20 protein-coding genes are annotated in these 25,729 nt (G+C 67.9%); 9 read left to right on the forward strand and 11 right to left on the reverse strand.

Annotated elements, in window-relative coordinates; genetic code table 11:
• The first annotated feature begins 1 nt into the window (after window position 1).
• Together ACYX7E_RS08220 and hda are read left to right on the forward strand one after the other, a co-directional pair.
• Entirely contained in the window at window positions 2-1,189 is a 1,188-nt protein-coding gene (locus ACYX7E_RS08220; RefSeq protein ID WP_462080084.1) for an AI-2E family transporter, read from the forward strand.
• A gap of 104 nt (window positions 1,190-1,293) precedes the next feature.
• Window positions 1,294-2,034, forward strand: coding sequence for a DnaA regulatory inactivator Hda (hda, locus tag ACYX7E_RS08225; RefSeq protein ID WP_462080085.1), 741 nt, complete (start codon window positions 1,294-1,296; stop codon window positions 2,032-2,034).
• Between the two features lie 67 nt (window positions 2,035-2,101).
• Here the strand turns inward: hda and murU are convergent, their stop codons facing one another.
• A complete protein-coding gene (gene murU, locus ACYX7E_RS08230) occupies window positions 2,102-2,836 on the reverse strand; it encodes an N-acetylmuramate alpha-1-phosphate uridylyltransferase MurU (protein WP_462080086.1) in 735 nt (244 codons plus the stop codon).
• Window positions 2,833-3,840, reverse strand: a complete 1,008-nt coding sequence (locus tag ACYX7E_RS08235; RefSeq protein WP_462080087.1) for an aminoglycoside phosphotransferase family protein — start codon at window positions 3,838-3,840, stop codon at window positions 2,833-2,835. The genes murU and ACYX7E_RS08235 overlap by 4 nt, the downstream gene beginning before the upstream one ends.
• Window positions 3,841-3,927: 87 nt before the next feature.
• Between ACYX7E_RS08235 and ACYX7E_RS08240 the strand changes: the two genes are divergently transcribed.
• A complete protein-coding gene (locus tag ACYX7E_RS08240; RefSeq protein WP_462080088.1) occupies window positions 3,928-5,340 on the forward strand; it encodes a mannose-1-phosphate guanylyltransferase/mannose-6-phosphate isomerase in 1,413 nt (470 codons plus the stop codon).
• Window positions 5,341-5,383: 43 nt separating this feature from the next.
• On the opposite strand, the gene ACYX7E_RS08245 is transcribed toward ACYX7E_RS08240, so the two are convergent.
• The 8 genes from ACYX7E_RS08245 to cysG form a co-directional block, all read right to left on the reverse strand.
• Window positions 5,384-6,427, reverse strand: a complete 1,044-nt coding sequence (locus ACYX7E_RS08245) for a sulfate/molybdate ABC transporter ATP-binding protein (RefSeq protein WP_462080253.1) — start codon at window positions 6,425-6,427, stop codon at window positions 5,384-5,386.
• 209 nt (window positions 6,428-6,636) lie between these two features.
• Window positions 6,637-7,497 (reverse strand): sulfate ABC transporter permease subunit CysW, encoded by an 861-nt coding sequence (cysW, locus tag ACYX7E_RS08250; protein WP_462080089.1) that lies wholly within the window; start codon window positions 7,495-7,497, stop codon window positions 6,637-6,639.
• Complete coding sequence (cysT, locus tag ACYX7E_RS08255) at window positions 7,490-8,371, reverse strand: sulfate ABC transporter permease subunit CysT (RefSeq protein WP_462080090.1); 882 nt, start codon at window positions 8,369-8,371, stop codon at window positions 7,490-7,492. Before cysT ends, cysW begins: the two co-directional genes overlap by 8 nt.
• A 168-nt stretch (window positions 8,372-8,539) precedes the next feature.
• The gene (locus ACYX7E_RS08260) at window positions 8,540-9,544 is read right to left on the reverse strand and encodes a sulfate ABC transporter substrate-binding protein (RefSeq protein ID WP_462080091.1); all 1,005 of its coding nucleotides are present in this window, start codon (window positions 9,542-9,544) and stop codon (window positions 8,540-8,542) included.
• Window positions 9,545-9,649: 105 nt separating this feature from the next.
• A complete protein-coding gene (locus tag ACYX7E_RS08265) occupies window positions 9,650-11,263 on the reverse strand; it encodes an OprO/OprP family phosphate-selective porin (protein ID WP_462080092.1) in 1,614 nt (537 codons plus the stop codon).
• A 183-nt stretch (window positions 11,264-11,446) separates the two neighbouring features.
• Window positions 11,447-11,650: a DUF2292 domain-containing protein gene (locus ACYX7E_RS08270; RefSeq protein ID WP_462080093.1), complete on the reverse strand. Its 204-nt coding sequence runs from the start codon at window positions 11,648-11,650 to the stop codon at window positions 11,447-11,449.
• A gap of 24 nt (window positions 11,651-11,674) precedes the next feature.
• On the reverse strand, window positions 11,675-12,649 hold the full coding sequence (gene cysK, locus ACYX7E_RS08275; RefSeq protein ID WP_462080094.1) for a cysteine synthase A: 975 nt from the start codon (window positions 12,647-12,649) through the stop codon (window positions 11,675-11,677).
• Window positions 12,650-12,722: 73 nt separating this feature from the next.
• Entirely contained in the window at window positions 12,723-14,222 is a 1,500-nt protein-coding gene (gene cysG, locus ACYX7E_RS08280) for a siroheme synthase CysG (RefSeq protein WP_462080095.1), read from the reverse strand.
• A 210-nt stretch (window positions 14,223-14,432) separates the two neighbouring features.
• Here cysG and ACYX7E_RS08285 point away from each other — a divergent pair, with 210 nt between their 5' ends.
• The 6 genes from ACYX7E_RS08285 to ACYX7E_RS08310 all read left to right on the forward strand — a co-directional run bounded on the left by ACYX7E_RS08285 (window position 14,433) and on the right by ACYX7E_RS08310 (window position 23,562).
• A complete protein-coding gene (locus ACYX7E_RS08285; protein WP_462080096.1) occupies window positions 14,433-15,419 on the forward strand; it encodes a LysR family transcriptional regulator in 987 nt (328 codons plus the stop codon).
• Between the two features lie 177 nt (window positions 15,420-15,596).
• Window positions 15,597-17,780, forward strand: a complete 2,184-nt coding sequence (locus tag ACYX7E_RS08290; protein ID WP_462080097.1) for a glycoside hydrolase family 3 N-terminal domain-containing protein — start codon at window positions 15,597-15,599, stop codon at window positions 17,778-17,780.
• 268 nt (window positions 17,781-18,048) lie between these two features.
• Complete coding sequence (locus ACYX7E_RS08295; RefSeq protein WP_462080098.1) at window positions 18,049-19,143, forward strand: TraB/GumN family protein; 1,095 nt, start codon at window positions 18,049-18,051, stop codon at window positions 19,141-19,143.
• Between the two features lie 178 nt (window positions 19,144-19,321).
• Window positions 19,322-19,894 (forward strand): RNA polymerase sigma factor, encoded by a 573-nt coding sequence (locus ACYX7E_RS08300; protein ID WP_462080099.1) that lies wholly within the window; start codon window positions 19,322-19,324, stop codon window positions 19,892-19,894.
• Window positions 19,891-20,958: a FecR family protein gene (locus ACYX7E_RS08305; RefSeq protein WP_462080100.1), complete on the forward strand. Its 1,068-nt coding sequence runs from the start codon at window positions 19,891-19,893 to the stop codon at window positions 20,956-20,958. The genes ACYX7E_RS08300 and ACYX7E_RS08305 overlap by 4 nt, the downstream gene beginning before the upstream one ends.
• 210 nt (window positions 20,959-21,168) lie before the next feature.
• Window positions 21,169-23,562, forward strand: a complete 2,394-nt coding sequence (locus ACYX7E_RS08310) for a TonB-dependent siderophore receptor (protein ID WP_462080101.1) — start codon at window positions 21,169-21,171, stop codon at window positions 23,560-23,562.
• A 204-nt stretch (window positions 23,563-23,766) separates the two neighbouring features.
• Here the strand turns inward: ACYX7E_RS08310 and dxs are convergent, their stop codons facing one another.
• Entirely contained in the window at window positions 23,767-25,692 is a 1,926-nt protein-coding gene (gene dxs, locus ACYX7E_RS08315) for a 1-deoxy-D-xylulose-5-phosphate synthase (protein WP_462080102.1), read from the reverse strand.
• Window positions 25,693-25,729: the final 37 nt, after the last annotated feature.

Consider the following 25,729-nt stretch of genomic DNA (forward strand, 5'->3'; position numbering starts at 1 on the left):
GATGAATGAGGTGCAGACGGCGAACGCCGACGTGGCGCGTTTCCTCAAACGCCTGCAGTGGGGCCTGGTGGTGTTCGCGGCCGGCTGGGTGATCTGGTTGCTGGGTCCGGTGCTGACGCCGTTCGTGCTGGCCGCGCTGCTGGGCTGGCTGGGCGATCCGCTGGTCGATCGCATCGAGCGTCGGGGTTACTCGCGCACGGTCGCGGTGACGCTGGTGTTCGTGATGATGTCGCTGCTGCTGACCCTGGTGCTGCTGATCCTGGTGCCGATGATCGAGCGCCAGATCGTGACCCTGATCGAGGCACTGCCCGGTTACCGGGCGTGGTTCCTGGAGACGGCGATTCCGTGGATCGAATCGCGCACCGGCTACGAGATCGTCGCCTGGATGGATCCCGAGCACATCATCGAGCTGATCCGTGGGCACTGGCAGCAGGCCGGCGGCATCGCGGCGGCGTTCTTCGGCTATCTGTCGCGCTCGGGATTCGCGCTGATCGCGTGGGTCGTCAACCTGGTGCTGGTGCCGATCCTGACGTTCTATTTCCTGCGCGACTGGGACCTGCTGGTCGAGCGCGTCGCCTCGATGATCCCGCGCGACCACATCGATACCGCGACCCGGTTGGCGCGCGAATCCAGTGAGTCGCTGGGCGCGTTCCTGCGCGGGCAATTCCTGGTGATGCTGGCGCAGGGCGCGATCTATGCCGTCGGCATGTCGGTGGTTGGCCTGCGCCTGGGCCTGTTGATCGGCATCATCGCAGGCCTGATCAGCTTCGTGCCCTACCTGGGCGCGACGATCGGCATCGTCATGGCGCTGGTCGCAGCGATCGTGCAGGAGGGCGGATTCGACTGGACCCTGCTGCTGCTGGTCAGTACCGTCTTTGCGATCGGCCAGTTGGCTGAAAGCTACGTACTGACGCCGCGCCTGGTCGGCGACAAGATCGGCCTGCATCCGGTTGCGGTGATCTTTGCGGTGATGGCGGGCGGGCAGTTGTTCGGCTTCCTCGGCATGCTGCTGGCCCTGCCGGTGGCCGCGGTCGCCAACGTGCTGCTGCGTTACGCGCACGAGCGTTACACGCAGAGCCGGCTCTATGCGGGCGACAAGCCCGGCATCGTGCTGGATCCGAAGGCGGCCGACAGCAGCATCGTGATCGGCGGCAGCCCGGGGCAGGCGATCCAGGACAGGAACGGCTGAGCATCGCCCGGATGCCTGTCGCGCCGTCCGCGCTTCCCGCATACCTCCGCCGCCGCCAGACCAGCGGCACCCGCGACTGACTCCGAACAGGTTCCGACCGCGCCATGTCCTCCGTTTCGCCGCAACTGCCGCTGACGCTGCGCTATCCGCCCGACCAGCGTTTCGAGACCTTCGTCGGCGCCCCCGACGGCGCGCTCGACCTGCTGCGCGCGTTGGTAACGGCGGCACCGGCACATGGCAGGTTCGCCGGGGTCTACATCGCCGGCCCGGCCGGGACCGGCAAGAGCCACCTGGCGATGGCGATCTGCGCGATGGCCGAGGCGCAGGCACGGCGGGCGATCTATCTTCCGTTGGTGGCCGCGGTCGGGCGCATGCCCGATGCGCTGCAGGCGATCCACGACGCCGATGTCGTGGCGCTGGATGGCATCGAGGCGATCGCCGGCGACCGCGATGCCGAGATCGCGCTGTTCGATTTCCACAATCGTGCCCACGATGCCGGCAAGGCCGTCTGCTACACCGCGCGCGATTGGCCGGATGCGCTGCCGCTGGTGCTGCCGGACCTGCGCTCGCGCTTGAACCAGTGCACGCGCGTCGCATTGCAGGTGCTCGACGACGCCGGGCGCGGCGACGTGCTGCGCCTGCGTGCGCAGCGACGTGGACTGCAGATCGATGCCGCCGCGATCGACTGGTTGCTGCGTCGGGTCGACCGCGATCTCGCCAGCCTGACCGCGTTGCTGGACCGGCTGGACCGTGCATCGCTGGCCGAACAACGACGCATCACGGTGCCGTTCCTGCGGCAGTTGCTGGAGCAGCGCGACGCGGACGCGGCTTCATCGCTACGCTGAAAAGCAGGCGTGTGCCGCAGGAAGCCCCGTTGGGTGTTGTGAGTTGGCTCAGACCGCCGACATGCCGCTATCGGGACGCGTCGGCGCTGTCCCGCGCAGCGGGAGCGGCCAGCGCGTGTTCGAGCTGGCGAAGGCGCTCGGGGGTGCCGACGTCGGTCCAGGCGCCGGCATGGTGTTCACCGGTTACCGCCCGCCGCCGCATCGCCGCGCGCAGCAAAGGCGCCAGCTGGAAGCGTGGCGGGGTAGCGTCGGCGCCCGGGGTCTGGCCGATGACATCGCGCCAGTCCTGCAACAGTGACGGGCGATAGACGCCAATGCCGGAGAACGTCAGCTTCGCGCTGCCTTCCGATGCCAGCCAACCATCCGCAGAGAGTTCAAAATCGCCGCCGGGATGGTGCGTGGGGTTGTCGATCAGCACCAGGTGGGCATCGCCGGTAGGCGAGGCCGGCAGGCCGGCGAGATCGAAATCGGTCCAGATGTCGCCATTGATGGCGATGAACGGCGCGTCGCCGAGCAGCGGCAGCGCGTTGTGCATGCCGCCGCCGGTTTCCAGCGGCGTGCTGCCTTCATGGGTGTAATGCAGGCGCAGGCCCCATTGGTCGCCATCGCCGAGCCGTTGCGGGAACTGCGCGGCCAGCCACGAGGTATTGACGACGACGTCGCTGACGCCAAGGGCGGCGAGCTTTTCCAGATGCCAGGCGATCAGCGGCTTGCCGCCCGCCACCAGCAGGGGCTTGGGCGTGTGGTCGGTCAGCGGGCGCATGCGTTCGCCGAGTCCGGCGGCAAAGATCAATGCCTTCATGCGGCGGCGTCGACCAGCGCGGGATGCACGTGCAGCGCGAGGATCTCGTCGAGCGCGGCCAGCTCCGGGTAGCGCGGCACGACGGCGTCGAGATAACCGGCAAAACGCGCGGCATCGGCCACGTACTTGGGCTTGCCATCGCGATGGTTCAGACGCGCGAAGATGCCCATGACCTTGAGGTGGCGATGCACGCCGATCAGGTCGATGTCGCGACGGAAGCGCGCGAGCGCCGGCACCGGGAGCCCGGCATCGAGCGCACGCTGGTGGTAGCGCGCGATCCAGCCGTCGACATCGGCCTGCGGCCAGCTCAGGAAGGCATCCTTGAACAACGTCAGCACGTCGTAGGCGATCGGCCCGCGCACCGCATCCTGGAAGTCGATCACGGCGGTGCAGTCGGACACGGGCATCAGGTTGCGCGGCATGTAGTCGCGATGCACCAGCACCTGCGGCTGCGCCAGCGCGGCTTCGGCCAGGAACCGGTAGGCCTGCTGCAGGCGCGCAAGACTGGCGTCGTCGAGCTGGACGCCCAGGTGCCGGCCGAGGAACCATTCATCGAACAGGCGCAGTTCCCGCATCAGCAGGTCGGGATCGTATTCGGGGAAGTCGGCCGGCACCGCGATGGATTGCAGTTTCAGCAACTGGTCGAACGCGGCATCGAACAGGTCGTCGGCGTTGCCGGCTTCGATGACGTGCAGATAGGTCTCGTTGCCAAGATCTTCGAGCAGCAGGAAGCCGCGCTCGACATCGTGCGCCAGGACCTCCGGCACGCGGATGCCGCCGGACGCCAGCAGGGCGTGCACGTCCAGCCAGGGCTGCACGGCTTCCTTGTCGGGCGGCGCATCCATGACGATCAGGCTGCGCGCGGGCGTGGTGGCGCGCCAGTAGCTGCGGAAACCGGCATCCATCGACGCACGCGCAAGCGTGAAGGGCTCTTCGCCCAGCACCGACCGGGTCCACGCGTCCCGTGCCTGTTCGCGTTGTGAATCTGAAGCTGACAAATCCATGGAATCTCCGTCGCGCCGGGGCCGGCTGGCGAAAGAGTAAACTCCGGCGGACATTTCAGCGAGGTCCAACATGACCGGAATGCGTTCATGAGCCAGCTTCAGCCTGTCCTGCTTTCCGGCGGATCCGGCACGCGCCTGTGGCCGCTGTCGCGCGAGGCCTACCCCAAGCAGTTCCTGCCGCTGGCCGGCGAGGCGACGATGCTGCAGGACACCTGGCAACGGGTGGCCGGGCTGGGCGGGCTGGCGCCGATCGTGGTGGCCAACGAGGAACACCGCTTCCTGGCGGCTGAACAGCTGCGGCTGGTCGGGGTCGAGCATGCGGCGATCGTGCTGGAGCCGGTGGGCCGCAATACCGCGCCGGCGATCGCCGTGGCGGCACTGCAGGCGCGCCGGGACGGTGGCGATCCGCTGCTGCTGGTGCTGCCGTCAGACCACGTGGTCCGCGATCCTCAGGCCTTCCGCGATGCGGTGACCGCCGCGCTGCCGGCCGCCGAGTCCGGGGCGCTGGTGACTTTCGGGCTGGTGCCGCAGGCGCCGGAGACCGGTTTCGGCTACATCCATGCCGGGGCCGTGGCACCGGGCGCGCTGTTGCGCCAGGTGCTGCGTTTCGTCGAAAAACCCGATGCCGCCACCGCGCAGGCGTACCTGGATGCCGGCGACTACTACTGGAACAGCGGCATGTTCCTGTTCCGCGCCTCGCGTTACCTCGAGGAACTGGCGCGCCACCGCCCCGACATCCTGTCGGCGATGCAGGCGGCGTTCGATGGTGCCCAGCAGGACGGCGATTTCATCCGCCTCGACAAGGACGCCTTCGCCGCCAGTCCTTCGGATTCGATCGACTATGCGGTCATGGAAAAGTCCGATGCCGTGCAGGTCCTGCCGGTCGACATCGGCTGGAACGACGTCGGCTCGTGGTCGGCACTGTGGGACGTCAGCGAACAGGACGCCGATGGCAATGCCTACCACGGTGACGTGATCGCGATCGACAGCCGCAACAGCTACGCCTATGCGCGCCGGCTGGTGGCGCTGGTCGGTGTCGACGACCTGGTGGTCGTGGAAACCGACGATGCGGTGCTGGTCGCGCGCAAGGACAAGGTGCAGCAGGTCAAGGAGGTCGTTGCGCGGCTGAAGGCCGAGCAGCGCAGCCATGCGGTGCTGCATCGCGAGGTCCACCGCCCGTGGGGCAGCTACGATTCGATCGATGCCGATGCCGGCTTCCAGGTCAAGCGCATCAAGGTCAAGCCTGGTGCGCGGCTGTCGCTGCAGTCGCACCGCCATCGTGCCGAGCACTGGATCGTGGTGCGCGGCACCGCCCGCGTCACCCGCGACAACGATGTCTTCGAACTGCATGCCAACCAGTCGACCTACATCCCGCTCGGCGCGCGGCATCGCCTCGAGAATCCCGGCACCGAAATGCTGGAGCTGATCGAGGTGCAGTCCGGCAGCTACCTGGGCGAGGACGACATCGTCCGCTACGAGGACGTCTACGGCCGCTCATAGCGGCGGCTGTGGAGCGGGCCGCGGGCGGATCGCCGGAGAGCGGTCAGGCCGCGAAGACGCGGTAGTGCAGTGGGCGGACGCCGATGGTGCTGCCGATCGCGGGGACGCTGACGCCGTGCGTGGCGATCAGGTCGACATCAAGTGTACGTGCCTGTCCGGCCAGCCTGACTTCCAGCGTGATGCGGTCGGCCAGGCGATGCAGCGCGACGACTTCGCCCTGCCAGCTGCCGTCGGCTGCGCCGATCGCGATGTCGTGCGGCCGCAGGTACAGCGTGCCCTTGCCGTCGACGACATCGTCCGCGGGCAATGACTGCGACTGGCCGCTGGCGACGAACTGGCCGCCGGACACCGCGCCTTCGATGGCGTTGGCACGGCCGATGAAATCGTAGACGTACGGCGATGCGGGGCGCGAGTAGATCTCGTCGGGCGTGCCGATCTGTTCGATCCGGCCATCGCGCAGCACGACCACGCGATCGGCCAATTCCAGCGCCTCTTCCTGGTCGTGGGTCACGAAGACGGTGGTCTGGCCGGTCTGTTCGTGCAACTGGCGCAGCCAGCGACGCAGTTCGACGCGGACCTTGGCGTCGAGCGCGCCGAAGGGTTCGTCGAGCAGCAGGACAGTCGGGTCGATCGCCAGCGCACGCGCCAGTGCCACGCGCTGCTTCTGTCCGCCCGACAACTGCTCCGGGTAGCGGTTGCCGAACTCCGGCAGCTGGATCAGTCCCAGCAGTTCATCGACGCGGCGCTTGATCGTCGCCTTGTCCGGGCGACGGCTGCGCGGACGGCTGCGCAGGCCGAACGCGATGTTCTCGGCGACGGTCATGTGCTTGAACAGTGCGTAGTGCTGGAACACGAAGCCGACGTTGCGATCGCGCAGGCTCAGGCGGGTCGCGTCGACATCGCCGAACAGGACGCGACCGGCATCGGGCGCCAGCAGGCCGGCGATGACGCGCAGCAGCGTGGTCTTGCCCGAGCCCGACGGGCCGAGCAGGGCGACCAGTTCGCCAGCGCGCAGCTGCAGGTCCACCGCATCGAGGGCGGCAGTGCCGGCGTAACGCTTGCTGATGCCCTGGATCTGCAGTTCCACGCCATGGACCGAAGAAGGAGTGGCGACATCATCGCCGATCCCGCGTCCAGCGGCATGCAAGTCGGCCGATGCGGACGCAAACGCTTCCGGTTGGCTGCGTGCGAGCGGGTCGACGGCGGGGTGGTATCCAAGGGTCATGACAGGCATCCGCACGAAAAGACAGGGAAATGGCAGTGGACGGGCTGGGCGCGCAGTGGAGACGGCATGGTTCAGTGCCTCCGGTGGGATTGCGCCAGCGCGTCGGAGTGACGCGCCTCCAGCCACAGCTTCAGCACCAGCGTCACCAGCGCCAGCGCCGCCAGCAGCGACGCCACCGCGAAGGCGGCGGTGCTGCCGCCGGAATCGTTGTAGAGGATCTCGATGTGCAGCGGCAGGGTGTTGGTCAGTCCGCGGATGTGGCCGGACACCACCGACACCGCGCCGAACTCGCCCATCGCGCGTGCACCGCACAGCAGCACGCCGTACAGCAGGCCCCACTTGATGTTGGGCAGGGTCACGCGGAAGAACATCGTCCAGGCATTGGCGCCCAGCGAGCGCGCCGCGATCTCCTCCTCGCTGCCCTGCTGCTGCATCAGCGGGATCAGTTCGCGCACCACGAACGGGAAGGTCACGAACAGCGTCGCCAGCACGATGGCCGGGCGCGCGTACAGCACCTTGATGTCGAAGTACGCCAGGAGGTCGGCAAACCAGCCGATGCGCGGGCCGAACAGCAGCACCAGGCACAGGCCGGCGACTACCGGCGATACCGCGAACGGCAGGTCGACCAGGGCCATCAGCAGGCGCTTGCCGGTGAATTCGAAGCGTGTCACCGCCCATGCGGTGAAGGTGCCGAAGACCGCGTTGACCGGGATCACGATCGCCGCGGTCAGCAGGGTCAGGCGCAGCGCCGCCATGGTGTCGGGTTCGACGATGGCCTGGCGCCAGACCTCGAAGCCGCGCGCGAACGCGGTGCCCAGCACGATGGCCAGCGGCATCAGCAACAACAGCGTCATCGCCAGCACGGCGCTGCCGATCAGTGTCCAGCGCAGCCACGCGGGCCCTTGCAGGTGTTCGCGGTCGCGGTCAGTCATTGCGGCGGCGCCCCCTGCGCTCGTGGGCGAACAGCAACGGGATCAGGTTGATCACCAGCAGGCACAGAAACGAGGCCACCAGCAGCAGCGCGGCCAGCCCGATCGCGCTGGCGGTGCTGGAATAGCCTTCTTCCAGGCGAATGGTGATCAGCAGTGGCGCGATCTCGGTCAGGTAGGGTTTGTTGCCGGCGATGAAGATCACCGAGCCGTATTCGCCCAGCCCGCGCGCAAACGCCAGCGAAAACCCGGTCAGGATCGCCGGCAGCAGTTCGGGCAGGATCACCCGCCGCAACGTGGTGAAGCGCGACGCGCCCAGCGATGCCGCAGCGTCTTCCTGTTCGTGGCCCAGGGTCTCCAGGATCGGTTGCACGCTGCGCACTGCGAACGGCAGGCCGATGAACACCAGCGCGATGATGATGCCCAGCGACGTGAACGCAACCTCGATGCCCAGCGGCTCCAGCCAGCGACCGATCCAACCGTTGCGCGAGTACAACGTCACCAGCGCGATGCCGGCAACGGCCGTGGGCAAAGCGAATGGCAGGTCGACCACGGCATCAAGCAGCCGGCGACCCGGGAAGCGGTAACGCACCAGCACCCAGGCGATCAGCGTGCCGACCAGCGAGGCGACCACGGCGGCCGAGAACGCGGTGAAGAAGCTCAGTTTCAGCGACGCGATCGCGCGCTCGTCCTGCAGGATCCGCCACCAGCCGGCCTTGCCCAGTCCGATGGCATGGACGGCCAGTGCGGTCAGCGGCAACAGCACCACCAGGCCGAGCCAAGTCAGCCCCAGCCCGAGGCTGAGGCCGAATCCGGGCAGCGGCTGCCGCCAGCGACTGCGCGCGGGGGCGCGCAGGTGCAATGCCGATGCGCTCATGCGCCGTGCAACAACGTGGGGGAGGGGGACATGTGGCGCATCGGCATCAGGGGGAAGGAACAAGTCATTGGAACAAGGGCGAGGCAGCTTGCATCAACGGTGATGACGCCAGCGTTGCCGATGCCATCAGCGATGGCATCGACACCGGTGACGTCATGGGCCACCCCATCAGCGCGGGCGGTAGATCTGGTCGAAGAAGCCGCCATCGGAGAAGTGCAGCTGCTGCGCCTTGGCCCAGCCACCGAACGCATTGTCGATCGTCACCAGCGGCAGCGGCTTGAACGGTGCCAGCAGGGCGGCAGGCACCGCGCTGGGATCGGATGGGCGGTAGTGGTGGCGGGCGGCGAGCTGCTGGCCTTCGGCACTGTACAGGTGCTCGAGATAGGCCTGCGCGAGCTTGGCGGTGCCGTGCTTGGCGACGTTCTTGTCGACGACCGCGACAGGCGGCTCAGCCTTGATGCTCAGGCTCGGGTGCACGATCTCGAACTTGCCGCGCGTGGCCGGATCGGCCAGCGTCAGCAGCGCCTCGTTTTCCCAGGCCAGTAGCACGTCGCCGATGCCGCGCTCGACGAAGGTGTTGGTCGAACCGCGGGCGCCGGTATCGAGCACGGGCACGTTGGCGAACAGGCGCTTGAGGTAATCGACGACCTGGTCGCCCTTGCGGTATTCGCGGGATGCCCAGGCCCATGCAGCGAGATAGTTCCAGCGTGCGCCACCGGAGGTCTTCGGGTTCGGCGTGATCACGCCGATGCCCGGCTTGACCAGGTCGCTCCAGTCGCGGACCTGCTTGGGATTGCCCTTGCGGACCAGGAACACGATCGTCGAGGTGTACGGCGAGCTGTTGTGCGGCAGGCGCGTCTGCCAGTTCCGCGGCAGCAGGTCGGTGTGCTGGGCGATCTCGTCGATGTCGCCCGACAGCGCCAGCGTCACCACGTCGGCTTCGAGGCCATCGATGACCGCGCGCGCCTGCTTGCCCGAGCCGCCATGCGATGCGCGCAGCTTGACGGTTTCACCGGTGTCGCGCTGCCACTTGGCGGCGAACGCGGTGTTGAATTCCGCATAGAACTCGCGGGTCGGATCGTAGGAGACGTTGAGGAACTCGACGTCCTTAGCGAATGCGGCGCCCGAGCTCAGCGCGGCGGCCATCAGTACGGTAGCGATCAATCGTTTCATGGACTGGATTCCTGCAAGGGGGGAGGGGATCAGGAAAGCGTTGCGGGTGCCGGTTGCGTGGGCACGGTGTGCCATGGCGTCAGATGTGTTCATCGGCATGATTCCTCAGAAGCTCACTTGCGCACGGGTGAACAGGATCTTCTCATCCGCACGATCGCCGCCGGCGGCGCCCTGCGTGAACGAGGTCCGGGTCAGGTTGGTCGCCAGCTTCAGATTGCCGGTCAGGTACCAGTTCAGGCCGATACCCCAGGACTCGATGCCCGAGACCGCACTGGCGGCGCTGGCGAACACGGGGAAGGTCGCGTCGTCGACATCCAGGCGTCCGTAACGGGCGACGACCTCGAAGGCGCCCCAGCCCGGCTTGCCCACCGCGAACGGCTGGTCCGGACGCGCGACGCCACGGTAACTGGCCTTCTCGCCGGTGATGACCCAACTGCCGACCAGTTGCCAGGCGCGATTGTCCAGCGTGGCGCGGTTGCCGCTGACGGTCTCGACCAGTTCCTGGCTGGAGTTGACGTACTCGGCCAGCAGACCGGCAGGACCGGCATACCAGTAGGCCTGCGGTGTCCAGCGCAGGTGTTCGCCGTCGGCGCGGACCGTGGTGCCGTAGTTGAACACCTGGACCTGGCCCGGCGTGCGCAAGCGAGGCAACACGTTGGCGCCGGTGCCGATCTTGTCGCCGATGCTGGCGGCAACGCCGAAGCCCAGGCCCGCCAGGACGCTGTCGCTGCCCTTCCACGGTTCGGCGAACACGCGCGCCGCGTATTCGAACTCGTTGTCGGGATTGGAGGTCGCGCCATCGCGGCCGTCGGGCGCGCCGTTGTAGACGCCGGCCACGTAGTTGAGCTTGCCCTTGGCGAGGTCGCCCTGCAGCTGCACGCCGATCTCGCGGTTGGGGACCAGTTCGGTCGGCAGGCCGCGTTCGATCAGCGCGATCGCGTTGCCGCTCTGCAGGCGTTCCAGGCCCAGCGGGCCCTTGACCTTGCCGATGCGCACTGTGGCGCGCGGATCGAACTTCAGGTCGATCCAGGCATCGACGACGCTGGCGCTGTCGCCGGCGAACTCGGGCGTCAGGCGGAAGCCGACCAGCGATCCCCAGGTGCCCTGCAGCGTGGGACGGATGCGCCGCCACAGGAAGGTGTCGTTCTGCGGGTTGGCGTCATCGTCCAGGTTGATGCGCTGGTCGGCCTGCAGCAATGCACTGAACTTCAGGTCGATCGCGCCATCGGCGCTCTTCACCGACAGGCCCTTGTCGGTGCTCAGCGATACCACCGGTGCCTGCGACGGCGCGGCCGCGACCGCAGTCGCCGGAGCAGTGACAGGCGGCGCGTCCTGTGCGGCCAGACGGCGTTCGATCTCGCGCAGGCGCAGGTCGAGCGCGGCCGGGTCGGCGGCAAGCTGCGCAGCGCCGGTCGCGGGAATGCCGAGCCGTTGTTCGACCGCACGCAGGCGCGCGGCGAAATCGTCCTGGCCAGCCGCTGGGACTGACGTGGTGGCGCCGGCCTGAGGCGCCGCCATCAGCGGCTGCGACTGCACGGCGATCGCAAGTGCGAGCAGCGTGGTCGCGACGCCGGTCGCGTGCAGGGAGGATGTGCGTAGGGCGCGCGGGACTGTGAGTGCATTGCCCGTAAGCGCATGGGCCGTGCGCGCATCGGCACGTGCCGGGGTGCGTGTGTCGGGGTGGGGCCTGGAGACCGGAGGTCGTTGGAACAATCGCATGGCGTTTCCTTGAGTTGCATGGAAGCGCCTCCGGAGGTCCGGTCGGCACCGCGGTTGAGGGAAGGTGGGGCGGGCATGATCGGTGCCTGCCTCCACCGGAACGTGCTTCGATAACGTATGTCTGGATGAATGCGCTTGCGCGGACTGCGTGCAGTCAACCGCAACAGCGTGCGCGAGGCCTGCTCACAGGCTGTCGCGCTCTTCGGGGCGGAACTTGTCGCTGCGGGTGATCTGCACGATCCGCGAGGAGTGCACGATCACCTCGACCTGGCCGAAGCTGATCCCGCGCAGCGCGTCGAGCACTGCGCGTTCGGCCCGGCTCAGGGGGGGCTGCTCGGTGTCGGCGATGGCCGGATGCTGGCCTGCGTCGGCGTGATCGTGTGCCATCGCCTGACTCCTCCGGCGCCTGGCTCAGATGCCGCCGGTGTGGCTGATCGACGCCAGCCACTCGTCGTCGGAGCCGTCGATGACGCCTTCGAACAGCGGCGTCGACAGATAGCGCTCGCCGGTGTCGGGCAGCGTCGCCAGCAGGACCGAACCTTCCGGTGCGTTCTGCGCGACGTCGAGTGCGGCGGCAACGGTGGCGCCAGCGGAGATACCGACGAACAGGCCTTCTTCGGCGGCCAGGCGACGCGCGGTGCTGATCGCGACATCGTCAGCGACCGGTCGCAGTTCGTCATACACAGTGCGGTCCAGCACTTCCGGCACGAAGTCCGGAGTCCAGCCCTGGATCTTGTGCGGTGCCCAGTCCTTGCCACCCAGCAGCGAGGCGCCGACGGGTTCGGTCGCGATGATCTTCACTTCCGGGCGTGCCAGGCGCAGCACCTGGCCAACGCCGGTGAGGGTGCCGCCGGTCCCCCAGCCGCTGACGAAATAGTCCAGGCGCTTGCCGGCGAAATCGCGCAGGATTTCCGCCGCCGTGGTGTTGCGGTGGTAGGCCGGGTTGGCCGGGTTGGCGAACTGCGACGCCAGGAACCAGCCATGCGCTTCCGACAGTTCCTTGGCCTTGCGCACCATGCCGGTGCCGCGTTCCGCGGCCGGAGTCAGGATGACCTTGGCGCCGTAGGCGCGCATCAGCTTGCGGCGCTCGATCGAGAAGGTTTCGACCATCACCGCGACGAACTTGTAGCCACGCGCGGCGGCCACCAGGGCCAGCGCCACGCCGGTGTTGCCTGAGGTCGCCTCGACGATGGTGTCGCCCGGCTTCAGCAGGCCCTTGGCCTCGGCATCGAGCACGATCGCCAGCGCCAGGCGGTCCTTGACCGAGCCGCCGGGATTGAAGAACTCGGCCTTGGCATAGACGGTGACATGCCGCGGTGCGATCCGGTGCAGCTTGACCACCGGGGTACTGCCGATGGTGTCGAGGATGTTGTCGTAGATGGCCATGGGAACCTCGGAAAGGGCGTGGTGGAAAGAGTGGATGGAGGCGATGGTCGGCGCGCAGCGACGGGCCGGGCGGTCAGGCGGCCTGCGCCATCGAGGCGGTGGCCACGGCCGTCAGCGGCGCTGCACCGAACCAGTGCAGGCTGTCGGCCAGTGCGGCGACTTCGCCGATGACCAGTAGCGACGGCGACTGTACCGCGTGCGCGTTCGCTCGCCGTGACAGTTCCGACAGCGGGCCGGTGACCACGCGCTGCTGCGGGCGCGAGCCGTTTTCGATCAATGCGAACGGGGTCGATGGCGAGCGGCCGTGTGCGATCAATTGCTGCTGCACGGTCTCCAGCATCGCCACGCCCATGTACACCGCGACGGTCTGGCGCTCCTGCGCCAACGCGGGCCAATCGAGCGTGTCCAGCGAGGTCTTGCAGTGCGCGGTGACCAGCCGGACCGACTGGGCATGGTCGCGGTGGGTCAGCGGGATGCCGGCATAGGCGGCGCAGGCGACCGCGGCGGTGATGCCGGGCACCACTTCATAGGCGATGCCGTGCGCGCGCAGGATTTCCAGCTCTTCGCCACCACGGCCGAACACGAACGGGTCGCCACCCTTCAGGCGCACGACGCGGCGTCCGGCCAGCGCATGCGCCAGCATCAGCGCATGGATCTGGTCCTGGGTGGCGTGATGGTTGCCGGCCTGCTTGCCCACTTCGATTCGCTCGGCGTCGCGGCGGGCCAGTTGCAGCACCTCGTGGCTGACCAGGCGGTCGTGCAGGATCACGTCGGCCTCGTTGAGGACACGCAGGCCGCGCAGCGTCAGCAGCCCGGCATCGCCGGGGCCGGCGCCGACCAGCGAGACGAAGCCCGGCGTGCCCGTTGCCGTGTCGTTTGCCTGGTTCGCCGCGCCGTCACCTGCCTGCACGGGGCGCAGGGCATCCTCGCCCAGTGCCCGCTCCAGCACGGCTTCGGCGGCGTCCTGGTCGTGCTGGCGCAGCAGACCCATGATCGGTCCCGCCAGCAGGCGCGAAAACGCCTGCCGGCGTGTGCCCAGATCGGGCCAGCGCTTGCGGATGCGGTCGCGGTGGCGGGCCAGCAGCTCGGCCAGCGTGCCCAGGGATTCGTCGAACTGGGTTTCCAGTTGCTCGCGGACCCAGCGCGCCAGCATCGGCGCGGCGCCTGCGCTGGAGATCGCGATCTGCAGCGGGCCCCGCTCGATGCGGGCCGGGATCTGCACGCGGGCCAGGGTGGCATCGTCGACGACGTTGACCCAGATCCGGCGCGCTTCGCCGGCTTCGGCCACGGCGCGGTTGACGTCGGCGTCGTCGGTCGCAGCGATCGCCAGCCAGGCCTCGTCCAGCCAGCGGGCGTCGAAGGTGCCGGCCACGTGGGTCAGGCGCGACGCCTGCGCCCAACCCGACAGGACGTCGTCGAGTTCCGGCGCCCCGACGACGACGTCGGCGCCGGCTTCGAGCAGCGCCTCGACCTTGCGCCGGGCCACCTGGCCGCCGCCGACAACGAGGACGCGGCGGCCTCGCAGGTCTGCGAACAGCGGGAACAGCGGGGCGGGGGCGGCCTGGGCGGACATCGTGGTGGCGACGGTAAGGTGCGACGACGCTATCCATGGCGCCGCCCGCGCGGAAATGGCTTCCGGTCCTTCGCTTATGCAATATGGATATGTAAGGCCGGGCCGCACCGGCTGGACACCCCCGGGACAGGCCGATATGCTCTTCAATCCTTTCATCATGATTGAAAGATATATTCGCGCACCCTTCCGGGACGCGGATCCGGACCCGCGATGACCCTCACCCAGCTCCGCTATCTTGTCGCGATCGCCGATTCCGGGCTCAACATCACGCTGGCCGCCGAGCGCGTGCATGCGACCCAGCCCGGGCTGTCCAAGCAGCTCAAGCAGCTCGAGGACGAGCTCGGCTTCCAGTTGTTCGTCCGCAAGGGCCGCAGCCTGGAAGGCATCGCGCCGGCAGGCGAGCGCGTCATCGAGCATGCGCGCCGCATCCTCGACGAGGCCTCCAACATCCGCAGCTACGCCGCCAACGAGCGCGGCGAGCATGCCGGCCGACTGATGCTGGCCACCACGCACACCCAGGCCCGCTACGTGCTGCCGCCGATCATCGCGGCGATGAAGCGCGAGTTTCCGCAGGTCAACGTCGACCTGCAGGCCGCGGGCGACGCCGAAGTCCTGCAGACCCTGGTCCAGGGCACCGCCGACCTGGCCCTGATCAGCACCGCCGGCGGCGTGCCGCAGGGCGGGCTGGCAGTGCCGCTGTACCGCTGGCGGCGCGTGCTGCTGCTGCCCAATGCGCATCCGCTGGCGAAGTCGCCGCATGCGCCGACGCTGGCCGAACTGGCCCAGCATCCGTTGATCAGCTACGAATCCTCGACCCGGGCCGATTCCTCGCTGCGCCGTACCTTCAGCAATGCCGGCGTCGAGCCGCAGATCGCGATGACGGCGCGCGACGCGAACCTCATCAAGACCTATGTGCGCGCCGGCCTGGGGGCCGGCCTGCTGGCGGAGATGGCGGTCGGCAACATGGAAGACTCCGACCTGACCGTGCGCGAGGCGCCGTCGGCGCTGCCCGAGTGCATCACCTGGGCGGTGATCCCGCGCGGGCGGGTGCTGCGCGAGTACGCGCTGGCGCTGCTGCATGGCGTCGCGCCGCAGATCGACCGCCGCGACCTGCGCCGCGTCATCGAAGGCAACATGGAACCGTCGTGGCCGACGCCGCCGACCTGGCGCGACCTCAGCCAGCCGATCTCGCTCTGACAGCGGCCGGGCGGCTAGCCGGTAGGCGGGCCGCCGGCCGATCCGGCCCCGCCGCATGCCCTGATCCCCGGCTTGCACCTGCGCTGGCCAGGCCTTGCCGGCAGGCTGTCCCGGGCATGCACCTGCATCCGGACAACTTCGGCTAGACTAGTTGAAAACGGTTACATGGCGGCAGGAATGGCGGGCTCAGCAAAGATCGAGGACCTCATCGCAAGGATGACGGTCGAGGAAAAGGTAGGGCAGCTGGGCTGTTTCGCCGATGCCGCGCGCCCCTTCGCGCCCGATATCAATCCCGAGGTCAATGCCAAGGGCGCCCAGGAGATTGTCGAGCTGGTCCGCGCTGGACGGGTCGGCACGCTGTTCAATGGCGTCGGCGCCCGCGAAGGTCGCGAGATCCAGCGTGTCGCGGTAGAGGAGAGCCGGCTCGGCATTCCGCTGCTGCTGGCGGCGGATGTGATCCACGGCATGCGCACGGTGTTCCCGATCCCGCTCGGCGAGGCGGCGAGCTTCGAGCCCGACCTGGCCGAGCGCACCGCGCGCGCGACCGCGATCGAGGCGACCGCCGCCGGCCTACACTGGACCTTCGCACCGGCCGTCGACATCGCCCGCGACCAGCGCTGGGGTCGCGGTGCCGAAGGCGCCGGCGAGGATGTCGTGCTGGGCTGCCTGTTCGCCGCCGCGCGTGTGCGCGGCTTCCAGGGCGCAGACCTGGCCGCCGATGACGCGCTGCTGGCCGCGCCCAAGCATTTCGCCGCGTACGGCGCGGTTGCCGCCGGCATGGAATACAACACCGTCGACATCTCGCTGCAGACCCTGCACGACGTCCACCTGCCGCCGTTCAAGGCCGCGTTCGATGCCGGCGCGATCACCGTCATGAGCGCGTTCAACGACATCAATGGCGTGCCCGCCAGCGCCAACCGCTGGCTGATGACCGACCTGCTGCGCGGTCAGTGGAAGTTTCCCGGCCTGGTGGTCAGCGACTACACCGCCGACATGGAGCTGGTCGCGCACGGCTTTGCCGCCGACGATCGCGATGCGACCCGGCTGGCCTTCAGTGCGGGGCTGGACGTCAGCATGCAGAGCGGTTTCTATGCCGCGCACCTGCCGGACCTGGTCGCCGCTGGCGACATCGACCTGCCGACGCTCGACGAAGGCGTGCGCCGCGTGCTGACCGTCAAGGAACGCATCGGTCTTTTCGCGCATCCCTATCGTTCGCTTGATCCCGCGCGCGAGGCCGATACCTCGCACCTGGCTGCGCACGAGCAGCTGGCGCGCGATGCCGCGCGGCGCTCGATGGTGCTGCTGAAGAATGACGACGCCCTGCTGCCGTTGCGCAAGTCCGGGCAGGCGATTGCATTGATCGGCCCGTTCGCGCGCGACCGCGACAACCTCGAAGGCTGCTGGACGCTGTTTGGCGACAAGTCGCGCTATGTCCCGCTCGACGCAGGCCTGTCCGCCGCGCTCGACGATCCGGACCGCTTGCAGGTGGTCGACGGCTGCGACTTCGAGGATGCGATCGAAGGCGGCATCGATGCGGCGGTTGCGGCGGCACGGCAGGCTGACGTGGTGGTGCTTGCGATCGGCGAACCGCAGCGCTACAGCGGCGAGGCGCAGTCGCGCGTGCAGATCGTGGTGCCGGCCGCGCAGCAGGCGCTGGCCGAGGCCGTCGCGGCCACCGGCACGCCCATGGTCGTGCTGCTGCGGCATGGTCGCGCCTTGGCCCTGCAGGGCGCGGTGCGCGACGCCGGTGCCATCGTCGCCTGCTGGTTCCTCGGCAGCCAGACCGGGCCCGCCGTCGCCGACGTGCTGTTCGGCGACTACAACCCGTCGGGCCGGTTGCCGGTCAGCTTCCCGCACGACTCGGGCCAACAGCCGCTGTTCTACAACTACCCGCGCACCGGCCGTCCCGAAACGCCGGACATGTGCGAGTTCAAGGCGCGCTGGCGCGAGTTCCCGAACGAGGCGCTGTACCCGTTCGGGCATGGCCTGTCGTACACGCGCTTCGCATACGCCACGCCCACGCTGGATGCGTCGACGCTGGCGTGGGACGGCAGCCTGAAGGTCCGCGTTGCGGTGACCAATACCGGCGATGTCGCCGGTGAGGACGTGGTGCAGCTGTACGTGCACGACCGTGTCGCCAGCCGCGTGCGGCCGGTGCGCGAGTTGAAGGCGTTCCGCAAGCTGCTGCTGCAGCCGGGGCAGACCCTCGACGTCGACTTCAGCATCGACCGCCACCAGCTGGCGTTCACCGGCAACGACATGCAGCTGCGTGCCGAGCCGGGCGAATTCGATCTCTGGGCCTGCAGCTCGTCGACGACCGGTGAGTCCGTCCGCTTCACCCTGCTGCCGCCGGCGCGGTGACGCGCGCACTCCAAAGCAAGCCAGACGCCGCCATGCTGGCCTGACGTGCTGGCCCCAGCGCAGGCCGAGGGCTTGGGCTGACGCCATCAGGCCACTGCCGCAGGCGGGTGCAGCGAGCATGAATGGATGCCGTTCCACGTGACGTTTGCCCGTTGCCGACGTATAGCGCCGCAGGGATGCTGTCTGCGGTCGCAGGCCTGCCTGCGTCGCATCGCATTGCCGTCGGGCGCGCCGATTCGGCGTCGCCATCACTGCCAGGGAAGTCGCCATGCCGTCGTTCCGTTCGCGTGTCACAGGGTCGCGCTTGCCGTTGTCCGTCGCGCCACGTCTGCATGCCGGCTTGCTGGCGGCGCTGATCCTGCTGCTGGCCTCGCCGGCGATGGCCGGTGGCCTTGCCGATATCGCGCAACAGCCGTCACCGGTCGCGGCGCAGTCCGCCGCTGCCGACGACGATGATGTCGTCGATCTCGCGCCCATGGTGGTTTCGGGCGTGCATGCCGGCCCCGGCCTGTGGAAGATCCGCAACGGCGACAACACCCTGTATCTGCTCGGTACCGTCTCGCCGATGCCCCGGCGGATGGAGTGGATCTCGCCACAGGTGGAGTCGGTAGTCGCGCGCTCGCAGGAGGTGATCGCCCCGCCGTCGGTCTCGCTGGGTTCCAACATCGGCGTGATGCGCGGCATGCTGCTGTTGCCGTCGCTGCTGAAAATGCGCAAGAACCCCGATGGACGCAGCCTGCAGGAGGTCGTGCCGGCCGCGCTGTACGCGCGCTGGTTGCCGCTGAAGGCGCGCTATCTCGGTCGCGACCGCAGTGTAGAGGCGTGGCGGCCGATCTTCGCCGCCGAGGCCTTGTACAGGGCGGCGATGAAAGCGTCCGGGCTGGCGGTGTCGGGCGTGGTGCAGCCGGTGGTCGAGCGCGTCGCCAAGCGCAGCAAGGTGCCGATCACGCCGGTCGAGATCGAGTTGCCGGTCGAGGAACCGCGTGCGGTGATCCGTGAATTCAACGACAGCGCGCTGGCCGATACGGACTGTTTCGACAAGACGCTGTCACGGATCGAGATCGACCTGGACGCGATGCGTGCGCGCGCCAACGCCTGGGCCGTCGGCGACATCGAGGCGCTGCGCGCGCTGCCCTATGAAAGCCAGTATGCCGTCTGCATGCGCGCAGTCACGGCGACCGGTCTCGCCCGCAAGCTCGGCATCGACGACATCGATGTGCGCCTGGCCCAGGCATGGGTCGCGGCGGCCGATAAGGCGCTGGCCTCGCACCAGACCAGTTTCGCCACGTTGCCGATGGAACTGGCCGAGCGCTATCTGGCGCGCTTGCGTGCGAAGGGATACACGATCGAAGAGCCCGAGTAGCGGTGCCTGAACGCGCAGATGCGTGCCGAGCGGCGGTCGCGCCTGCTCGGATGACCGTGTTCATCAAGGGTCTGGCCCGATTGGCAGCGCAATGGGCCCGATCGCCTTCTTTGCCGGGCTTGGCGGCCGGCTTGGTTGGGGCAGAATCAAGCGGTCCGAACGATAGCCGTGAGACCGCATGATCGAGTCTTCCTTTGGCGGCAGTACCCATGATGGCGAGCCGTCGCTGCTGGTCGATGACGTGTCCCTCGACGGACCGAGCTTCGTCGCGCAGATGCGTCCGGCGCTGGTCCGGTATTTCAAGCGCAAGACCCGCAATGCCGCCGAGGCCGACGACCTGGCGCAGGACGTGCTGCTGCGCGTGCTGGTGCATGCCGCCTGGGTCTCGACCGAACAGGCCAAGGGTTATGTCTTCCGGGCGGCGGTCAACCGCTGGAACGATCATTGCCGTCGCCAGAAGAGCCATGCGCCGCTGGCACGCTGGGAAGATGCGGGCGAGCATCAGCTGCCGGCCGCGGGAACGCCTGAAGAGCTGCTCGGACGGCACCAGGAACTGACCCTGCTGGTCGACGCGCTGGCGCAGCTCAGTCCGCGCACCAGCACGGTGCTGGTCCTGGTCAAGCTGGAAAACATGCGCATCGCCCAGGTCGCCGATGCGCTGGACATCTCCGTCAGCGCGGTCAACAAGCACTTGGCCAAGGGGTTGGCGCACCTGTCGCGGCTGCGTCACCTGCAGGAGGCCCGGTCATGAACAAATGGTCCCAGCCCGATGCGGCGCAAGGCATCGATGACGAGGCGGCGGAAGCCTACGTGCAGCGCACCTATGGCGAATGGAGCGCGCAGGACCAGCGGGTGCTGGAGCAACGTCTGGCCGGCGATGCCGCCTACGCGGCGGCGTTCCGTCGCATCGAGGAAACCTCACGCGCGCTGGATCGGCATGCCCAGGCCCCTGAGTTCGAGTTGCACCGTGCGCAGGCGATCCAGCAGTTGCACAAGCCCGAGATCCATCGACCACCCACGTCGACGCGTCCGCGCCGGCGATGGTTGATGGCCGGCATGGCGGCGTCGTTGCTGATGGCGGTCATGGCCTGGCAGCTGTCGCCGTATGGCTATCGCCCGGGCGAGTACCGCACCGGCATCGGCGAGCGTCGCGTGGTGGAGTTGGACGACCGTTCGCGGATCGTGCTGGATGCGGCCACCGTGCTGCGGGTCGATTACAGCGACGAGGCCAGGGTCGTCCGGCTGGAGCAGGGACAGGCGCAGTTCTTCGTCGCCAAGGATCCGGGACGGCCCTTCAGCGTGCTGGCCGGATCCCAGAGCATCGTCGCACTGGGCACCGTGTTCACGGTCGAACATGTCGGCAGCCAGGTGCGCGTGGCGATGATGGAGGGCCGGGTCGCGGTGTTGTCCGGTCCGGTCGCGCCTGCGCGCATGCTGCAGGCGCCTGCGCGCGCGGAGGACGCTGTGGAGGCGGTGAATGAGCAGGCGCCGATCGAACTGGTCGCGGGCCAGGGTTTGAAGGTCGAACGCGAGGGCGCGCGACCCGTGGTCGCCAAGGCCGACCTGGAGGCCAGCACCGCATGGCTGGAGGGCAGGATCGTGCTGCGCTCGGAGACGCTGGGCGATGCGGTACAGCGGCTCAACCGCTATTCCGGTACGCGCATCGAAATCACCGACAGCGCATTGGCCGGGCATCGGATCAGTGGTGTGTTCGAGGCCGGGGATGCCGAAGCCTTCGTCGGCGCCATCGAACGCTACCTGCCGGTCGCGGTGGAGCGTGGCGACGGCAACACGCTCCAGCTGCGTCTTCGCTAGCCGGATGTGGATGTGGCAAGCCGGATGTGGCTCGCCTGACGTCGCTGGACCGACGTCGCTGGCCTGGCGCCGCCGGGCGGTTGTTCGCCTGCGGGTGCACATTTTTCCTTCGGCTGCGTATTGAGTGGTGTTCGACTCATTCCGCCCACGATGGAGACACCGATGCAACACCCGACACAGCGGCCGACAGCGCGTCGCCCCCAGCCAAGCTTGCTCGCGCTTTTCATCGCCGTGGCATTCGCCGGCGGCGTACAGGGGCTGGCCTTCGCCCAGGCGCAGGCGAATACGCCGTCAAGGACGGCCGTCCACGACTTCGACCTGCCGGTGCAGAAGCTGGACGATGCCCTGCAATCGCTCGCCCTGACCTCGGGTTACAAGCTGCTGTACTCCCAGAGCCTGGTTGAAGGCTGGAGCTCTCCGTCGCTGAGCGGCCGGTACACCATCGAATCCGCGCTGCAGACCCTGCTCGACGGTACCGGACTGAGCTATGAGGTCACCGCCGACGGCCTGATCCTGATCCGCGCCCGGCCCGGCCGCGTCAGCGCGACCGCCAACAGCGATGTCGATACGCTCGACAAGGTGCTGGTCACGGCCGACCGTGACGGCCTCGCGTCGCAAGGCTACCGCAGCGAGATCGTGTCCCAGCTGGGTCCGCTCGGCAGCCGCTCGGTGATGGAAACACCGTTCTCGATGAACATCATTCCTGCCGAACTGGTGCAGAACCGCATTGCGTCTTCGGCCGACGACCTGTTCCGGATCAATCCGGTGGTGCAGCTCAGCAATCCGCAGTCGCGCTTCTATTCCGGCGCGATCCTGCGTGGCTTTCCGATCAACCAGGTCAACAAGGTCGATGGCCTGTCCAACACCAGCTTCACCGGCATCGACATCGAGGACAAGGAGCGCATCGAGGTCATGACCGGTCTGTCGGGCTTCCTGTATGGCGCCGGCAATGTCGGTGGCACGGTCAACTACGTGCTCAAGCGCCCGACGCGCGAGCCGCTGGCCCGTTTCATCCTCAACAACAACAGTGGCGAGAACTTCTCGCTACAGGCGGACCTGGGCGGTCCGATCGACAGCGAAGGCAAGGTCCGCTATCGCTTCAACGCCCTGGCCCAGGACGGCGACACCGCCGTTGACTACCGCTCGATCAAGCGGGCATTGGCCAGTGTCGCGCTCGACTGGACCGTCGGCAGTGCGCTGTGGCAGTTCAATGCCTCGCATGCCGATTACGAGATGCGCGGCAGCGAGCCCTACTGGACCATCCCGGCCGGCATGCCGTTCCCGGATGCGCCGGACGTGGAAAAGTATTACGGCCAGGCCTACACCTTCACCAAGAGCAAGCAGCAGAACATCGGTGCGCGCGTGGACTGGTCGATCAGCCCTTCGATCTTCCTGCGCGCGGCGCTGAAGCATCGCACCAGTGAAATGGACCTGGCGGCGAACAACAACTTCTATGTGGACGCTGACACCTACACCACCATGGGCAGCCAGTGGGAGTATCCGGACAATACCGACGACAACGGCTATCTGTTCATCGATGCCTCGTTTACCACGGGCGCGCTGGACCATCGCCTGACCACCGGCATGTTCGTGGATCGCAACCGGCAGACCAATTTCCGCACCGGAGGCTGGGTGGTCTACGCGGACCCACTGTCCTTCGACGCGCCTTTCCATGATCTCCCCGCACCGCTGCCGCCACCGGCGCCGTCGGCGGCGGCTCCCAAATACATTTCCCAGCGTTCGCAGAACAGCAACTTCCTGGTCGGCGACGAGATCGCATTCGGCAACTGGACCGCGATGCTGGGGCTGACCCATACCCGGTTGAAGATCACCGGCTACGACGAGTTCGGCGGCCGCGCGTGGGGTTACGAGGCGTCCAAGACCACGCCCGCGGCAACCCTGCTGTACAGCTTCGATGAGCGTTTCAGCGTCTACGGCAACTACATGGAGAGCTTCGAGGAAGGTGGCCAGGCAGGCGTCGAGCACAACGGTTATCCGGTGGTCAATGCCGGCGACGTGATGCCGCCGCTGGTCAGCAAGCAGGCCGAGATTGGCGCCAAGTACAAATGGGGAGGCATGCTGCTGACCGGTGCGCTGTTCGAGATCGATCGTGGCCGTGAGTACTACGACATCAGCAATCCGACCAGCCCGCGCTATGTGCAGGACGGGCGCCAGGTCCATCGTGGTTTCGAGTTCACCAGCTCGGGCAAGCCGACTGAAGCCTTGACGCTGATCGCAGGCTTCACCCTGCTGGACCCGAAGATCAAGAAGGACCCGGACCTGGACGGCAAGTCGCCCGAGAACGTCGCCAAGACATCGATCAAGCTGTATGCCGAGTATGACGTGGCCGCGATCCCGGGACTGACGCTGACGGGTGGCGCGTTCCATACCGGTCGCCAGTACGCCGACCAGTTCAACCTGACCACGATCGACGCGTTCACCACGCTGGATGTCGGCGGCCGGATCGTGTTGCCGTTGAAGAACGAACGCAACCTGACGCTGCGGATGAACATCAACAACCTGACCGGCGAGGACTACTGGCTGCTCAACCGATCACTCGGCCCGGCACGGTCGCTGATGTTCTCGGCCCAGTTGGATCTCTGAAGCGATCCCGGCACACGGGTGACAGTGGCCTGCGGGAACGCAGGCCATTTCGAAGCATCAGCGGAGACGGCCAGCCGATGGGGGCGCACGTCGGGCAGATCGCGGGTCGTTGATTGCGGATCCGGCAGCGTACCCGGCCGCTGGATTGCGCATCGGCCCAGCGGGTAGCGCTGGGCGGATAGGCGGATGGGCGGATGGGCGGAGTCAGCCGGCCGCGCTGAGCGGATTGGGCCGTGCCGCTGCCGGAATGCCGGCGATCGCCGGCCAACGCTTGAGGACCGCCGCGCGGATGCCGGCCGCGTCGATGCCGGCTTCGGCCAGCAGGTCTTCGCGGCTGGCGTGGTGCTGGAACCCGTCCGGCAGGCCGAGGTGCAGCATCGGCAGGGTCACCGCTGCGGCATTGAGCAGCTCGGCAACACCGGAGCCGGCACCACCGGCCACGACGTTGTCCTCGATGGTCACGAAGCCATCGTGGCTGGCGGCCAGTTCCAGCAGCAAGGCACGATCCAGCGGCCGCACGAAGCGCATGTTGACCACGGTCAGGCCGAGTTCGGCGGCGACCTGTTCGGCGGCCGGCACGACCGCGCCGAACGCCAGCAGGGCCAGGCGCTCGCCGCGACGTCGCAGCTCGGCCTTGCCGATCGGCAGGGTGTCCAGGTCGGCCTGGATCGCGACGCCGGGACCGCTGCCGCGCGGATAGCGGACGGCGGCGGGACCGGTGTGGCGGAAGCCGGTGGACAGCATCCGCCGGCATTCGTTCTCGTCGGCAGGCGCCATCACCACCATGTTGGGCACGCAGCGCAGGAAGCTGAGGTCGAGGTTGCCGGCATGGGTCGCGCCATCGGGCCCGACCACGCCGCCGCGATCGATCGCGAACAGCACGTCCAGGTCCTGGATCGCGACGTCATGCACCAACTGGTCATAACCACGCTGCAGGAAGGTCGAGTAGATCGCGACTACGGGTTTGGCGCCTTCGCAGGCCATGCCGGCCGCCAGCGTCACCGCATGCTGCTCGGCGATGGCGACATCGAAGTAACGCTGCGGATATTCCTTGCTGAAGCGGACCAGACCCGAGCCTTCGCGCATCGCCGGGGTGATCGCGAGCAGGCTGTCGTCGGCCGCCGCCATGTCGCACAGCCAGTCGCCGAAGACATCGGTATAGGTCGGCTTTTTGGCGCCCGGCTTGCCGACGATGCCGACGGTGGGGTCGAACGGCGAGACCGCGTGATAGCCGATCTGGTCGCCTTCGGCGAGCTCGTAGCCCTTGCCCTTGGTGGTGATGACGTGCAGCAGCTGCGGGCCTTTCAGGCCCTTGAGCGTCTTCAGCGCCGCGACCAGCGCCTTGATGTCGTGGCCGTCGATCGGGCCGGTGTAATGGAAGCCCATTTCCTCGAACAGCGTGGACGGCACGAACATGCCCTTCCAGTGTTCTTCCCAGCGGCGCACGAAGCGCGCGGGACCGCTGCTGCGCTTGTCGCCGAGCAGCTTCTTGCCGCCCTCGCGCAGGGCGTTCAGCGTGCGGCTGCCGGTCATCTGTCCCAGCATCCGGGTCAGGCCGCCGACGGCTTCGCTGATCGACATGCGGTTGTCGTTGAGGATCACCAGCACGTTGGGCTCTTCGTCCATGCCGCCGGCATGGTTCAGGGCCTCGTAGGCCATGCCCGCAGTCATCGCGCCATCGCCGATCACGGCCACGACCCTGCGGTCGTTGCCGGCGTGGGCGTTGGCGATGGCCATGCCCAGCGCGGCCGAGATCGACGTCGACGAGTGGCCGACGCCGAAGGTGTCGTACTCGGATTCCTCGCGCTTGGGGAACGGCGCGACGCCGTCCTTCTGCTTGACGGTGTGGATGCTGTCGCGGCGACCGGTCAGGATCTTGTGGGGGTAGGTCTGGTGGCCTACGTCCCAGACGATGCGGTCGTCGGGGGTGTTGTACAGCCAGTGCAGCGCGGTGGTCAGTTCGATCACGCCGAGGCCGGCGCCGAAGTGGCCGCCGCTCTTGCCGACCGATTCGATCAGGTAGGCCCGCAGTTCGTTGGCGATCTCGGGGAGTTCGGCTTCGTCGAACCGACGCAGGTCGCCCGGATCGCTGATGCACGACAGGCGCGGATAGCGCGTGGAATCAATCATGGGGCCATTGTAAATCCTGCGCCGCCGGATCGGGGTG

It is taken from the genome of Luteimonas sp. RIT-PG2_3 (assembly GCF_054902115.1).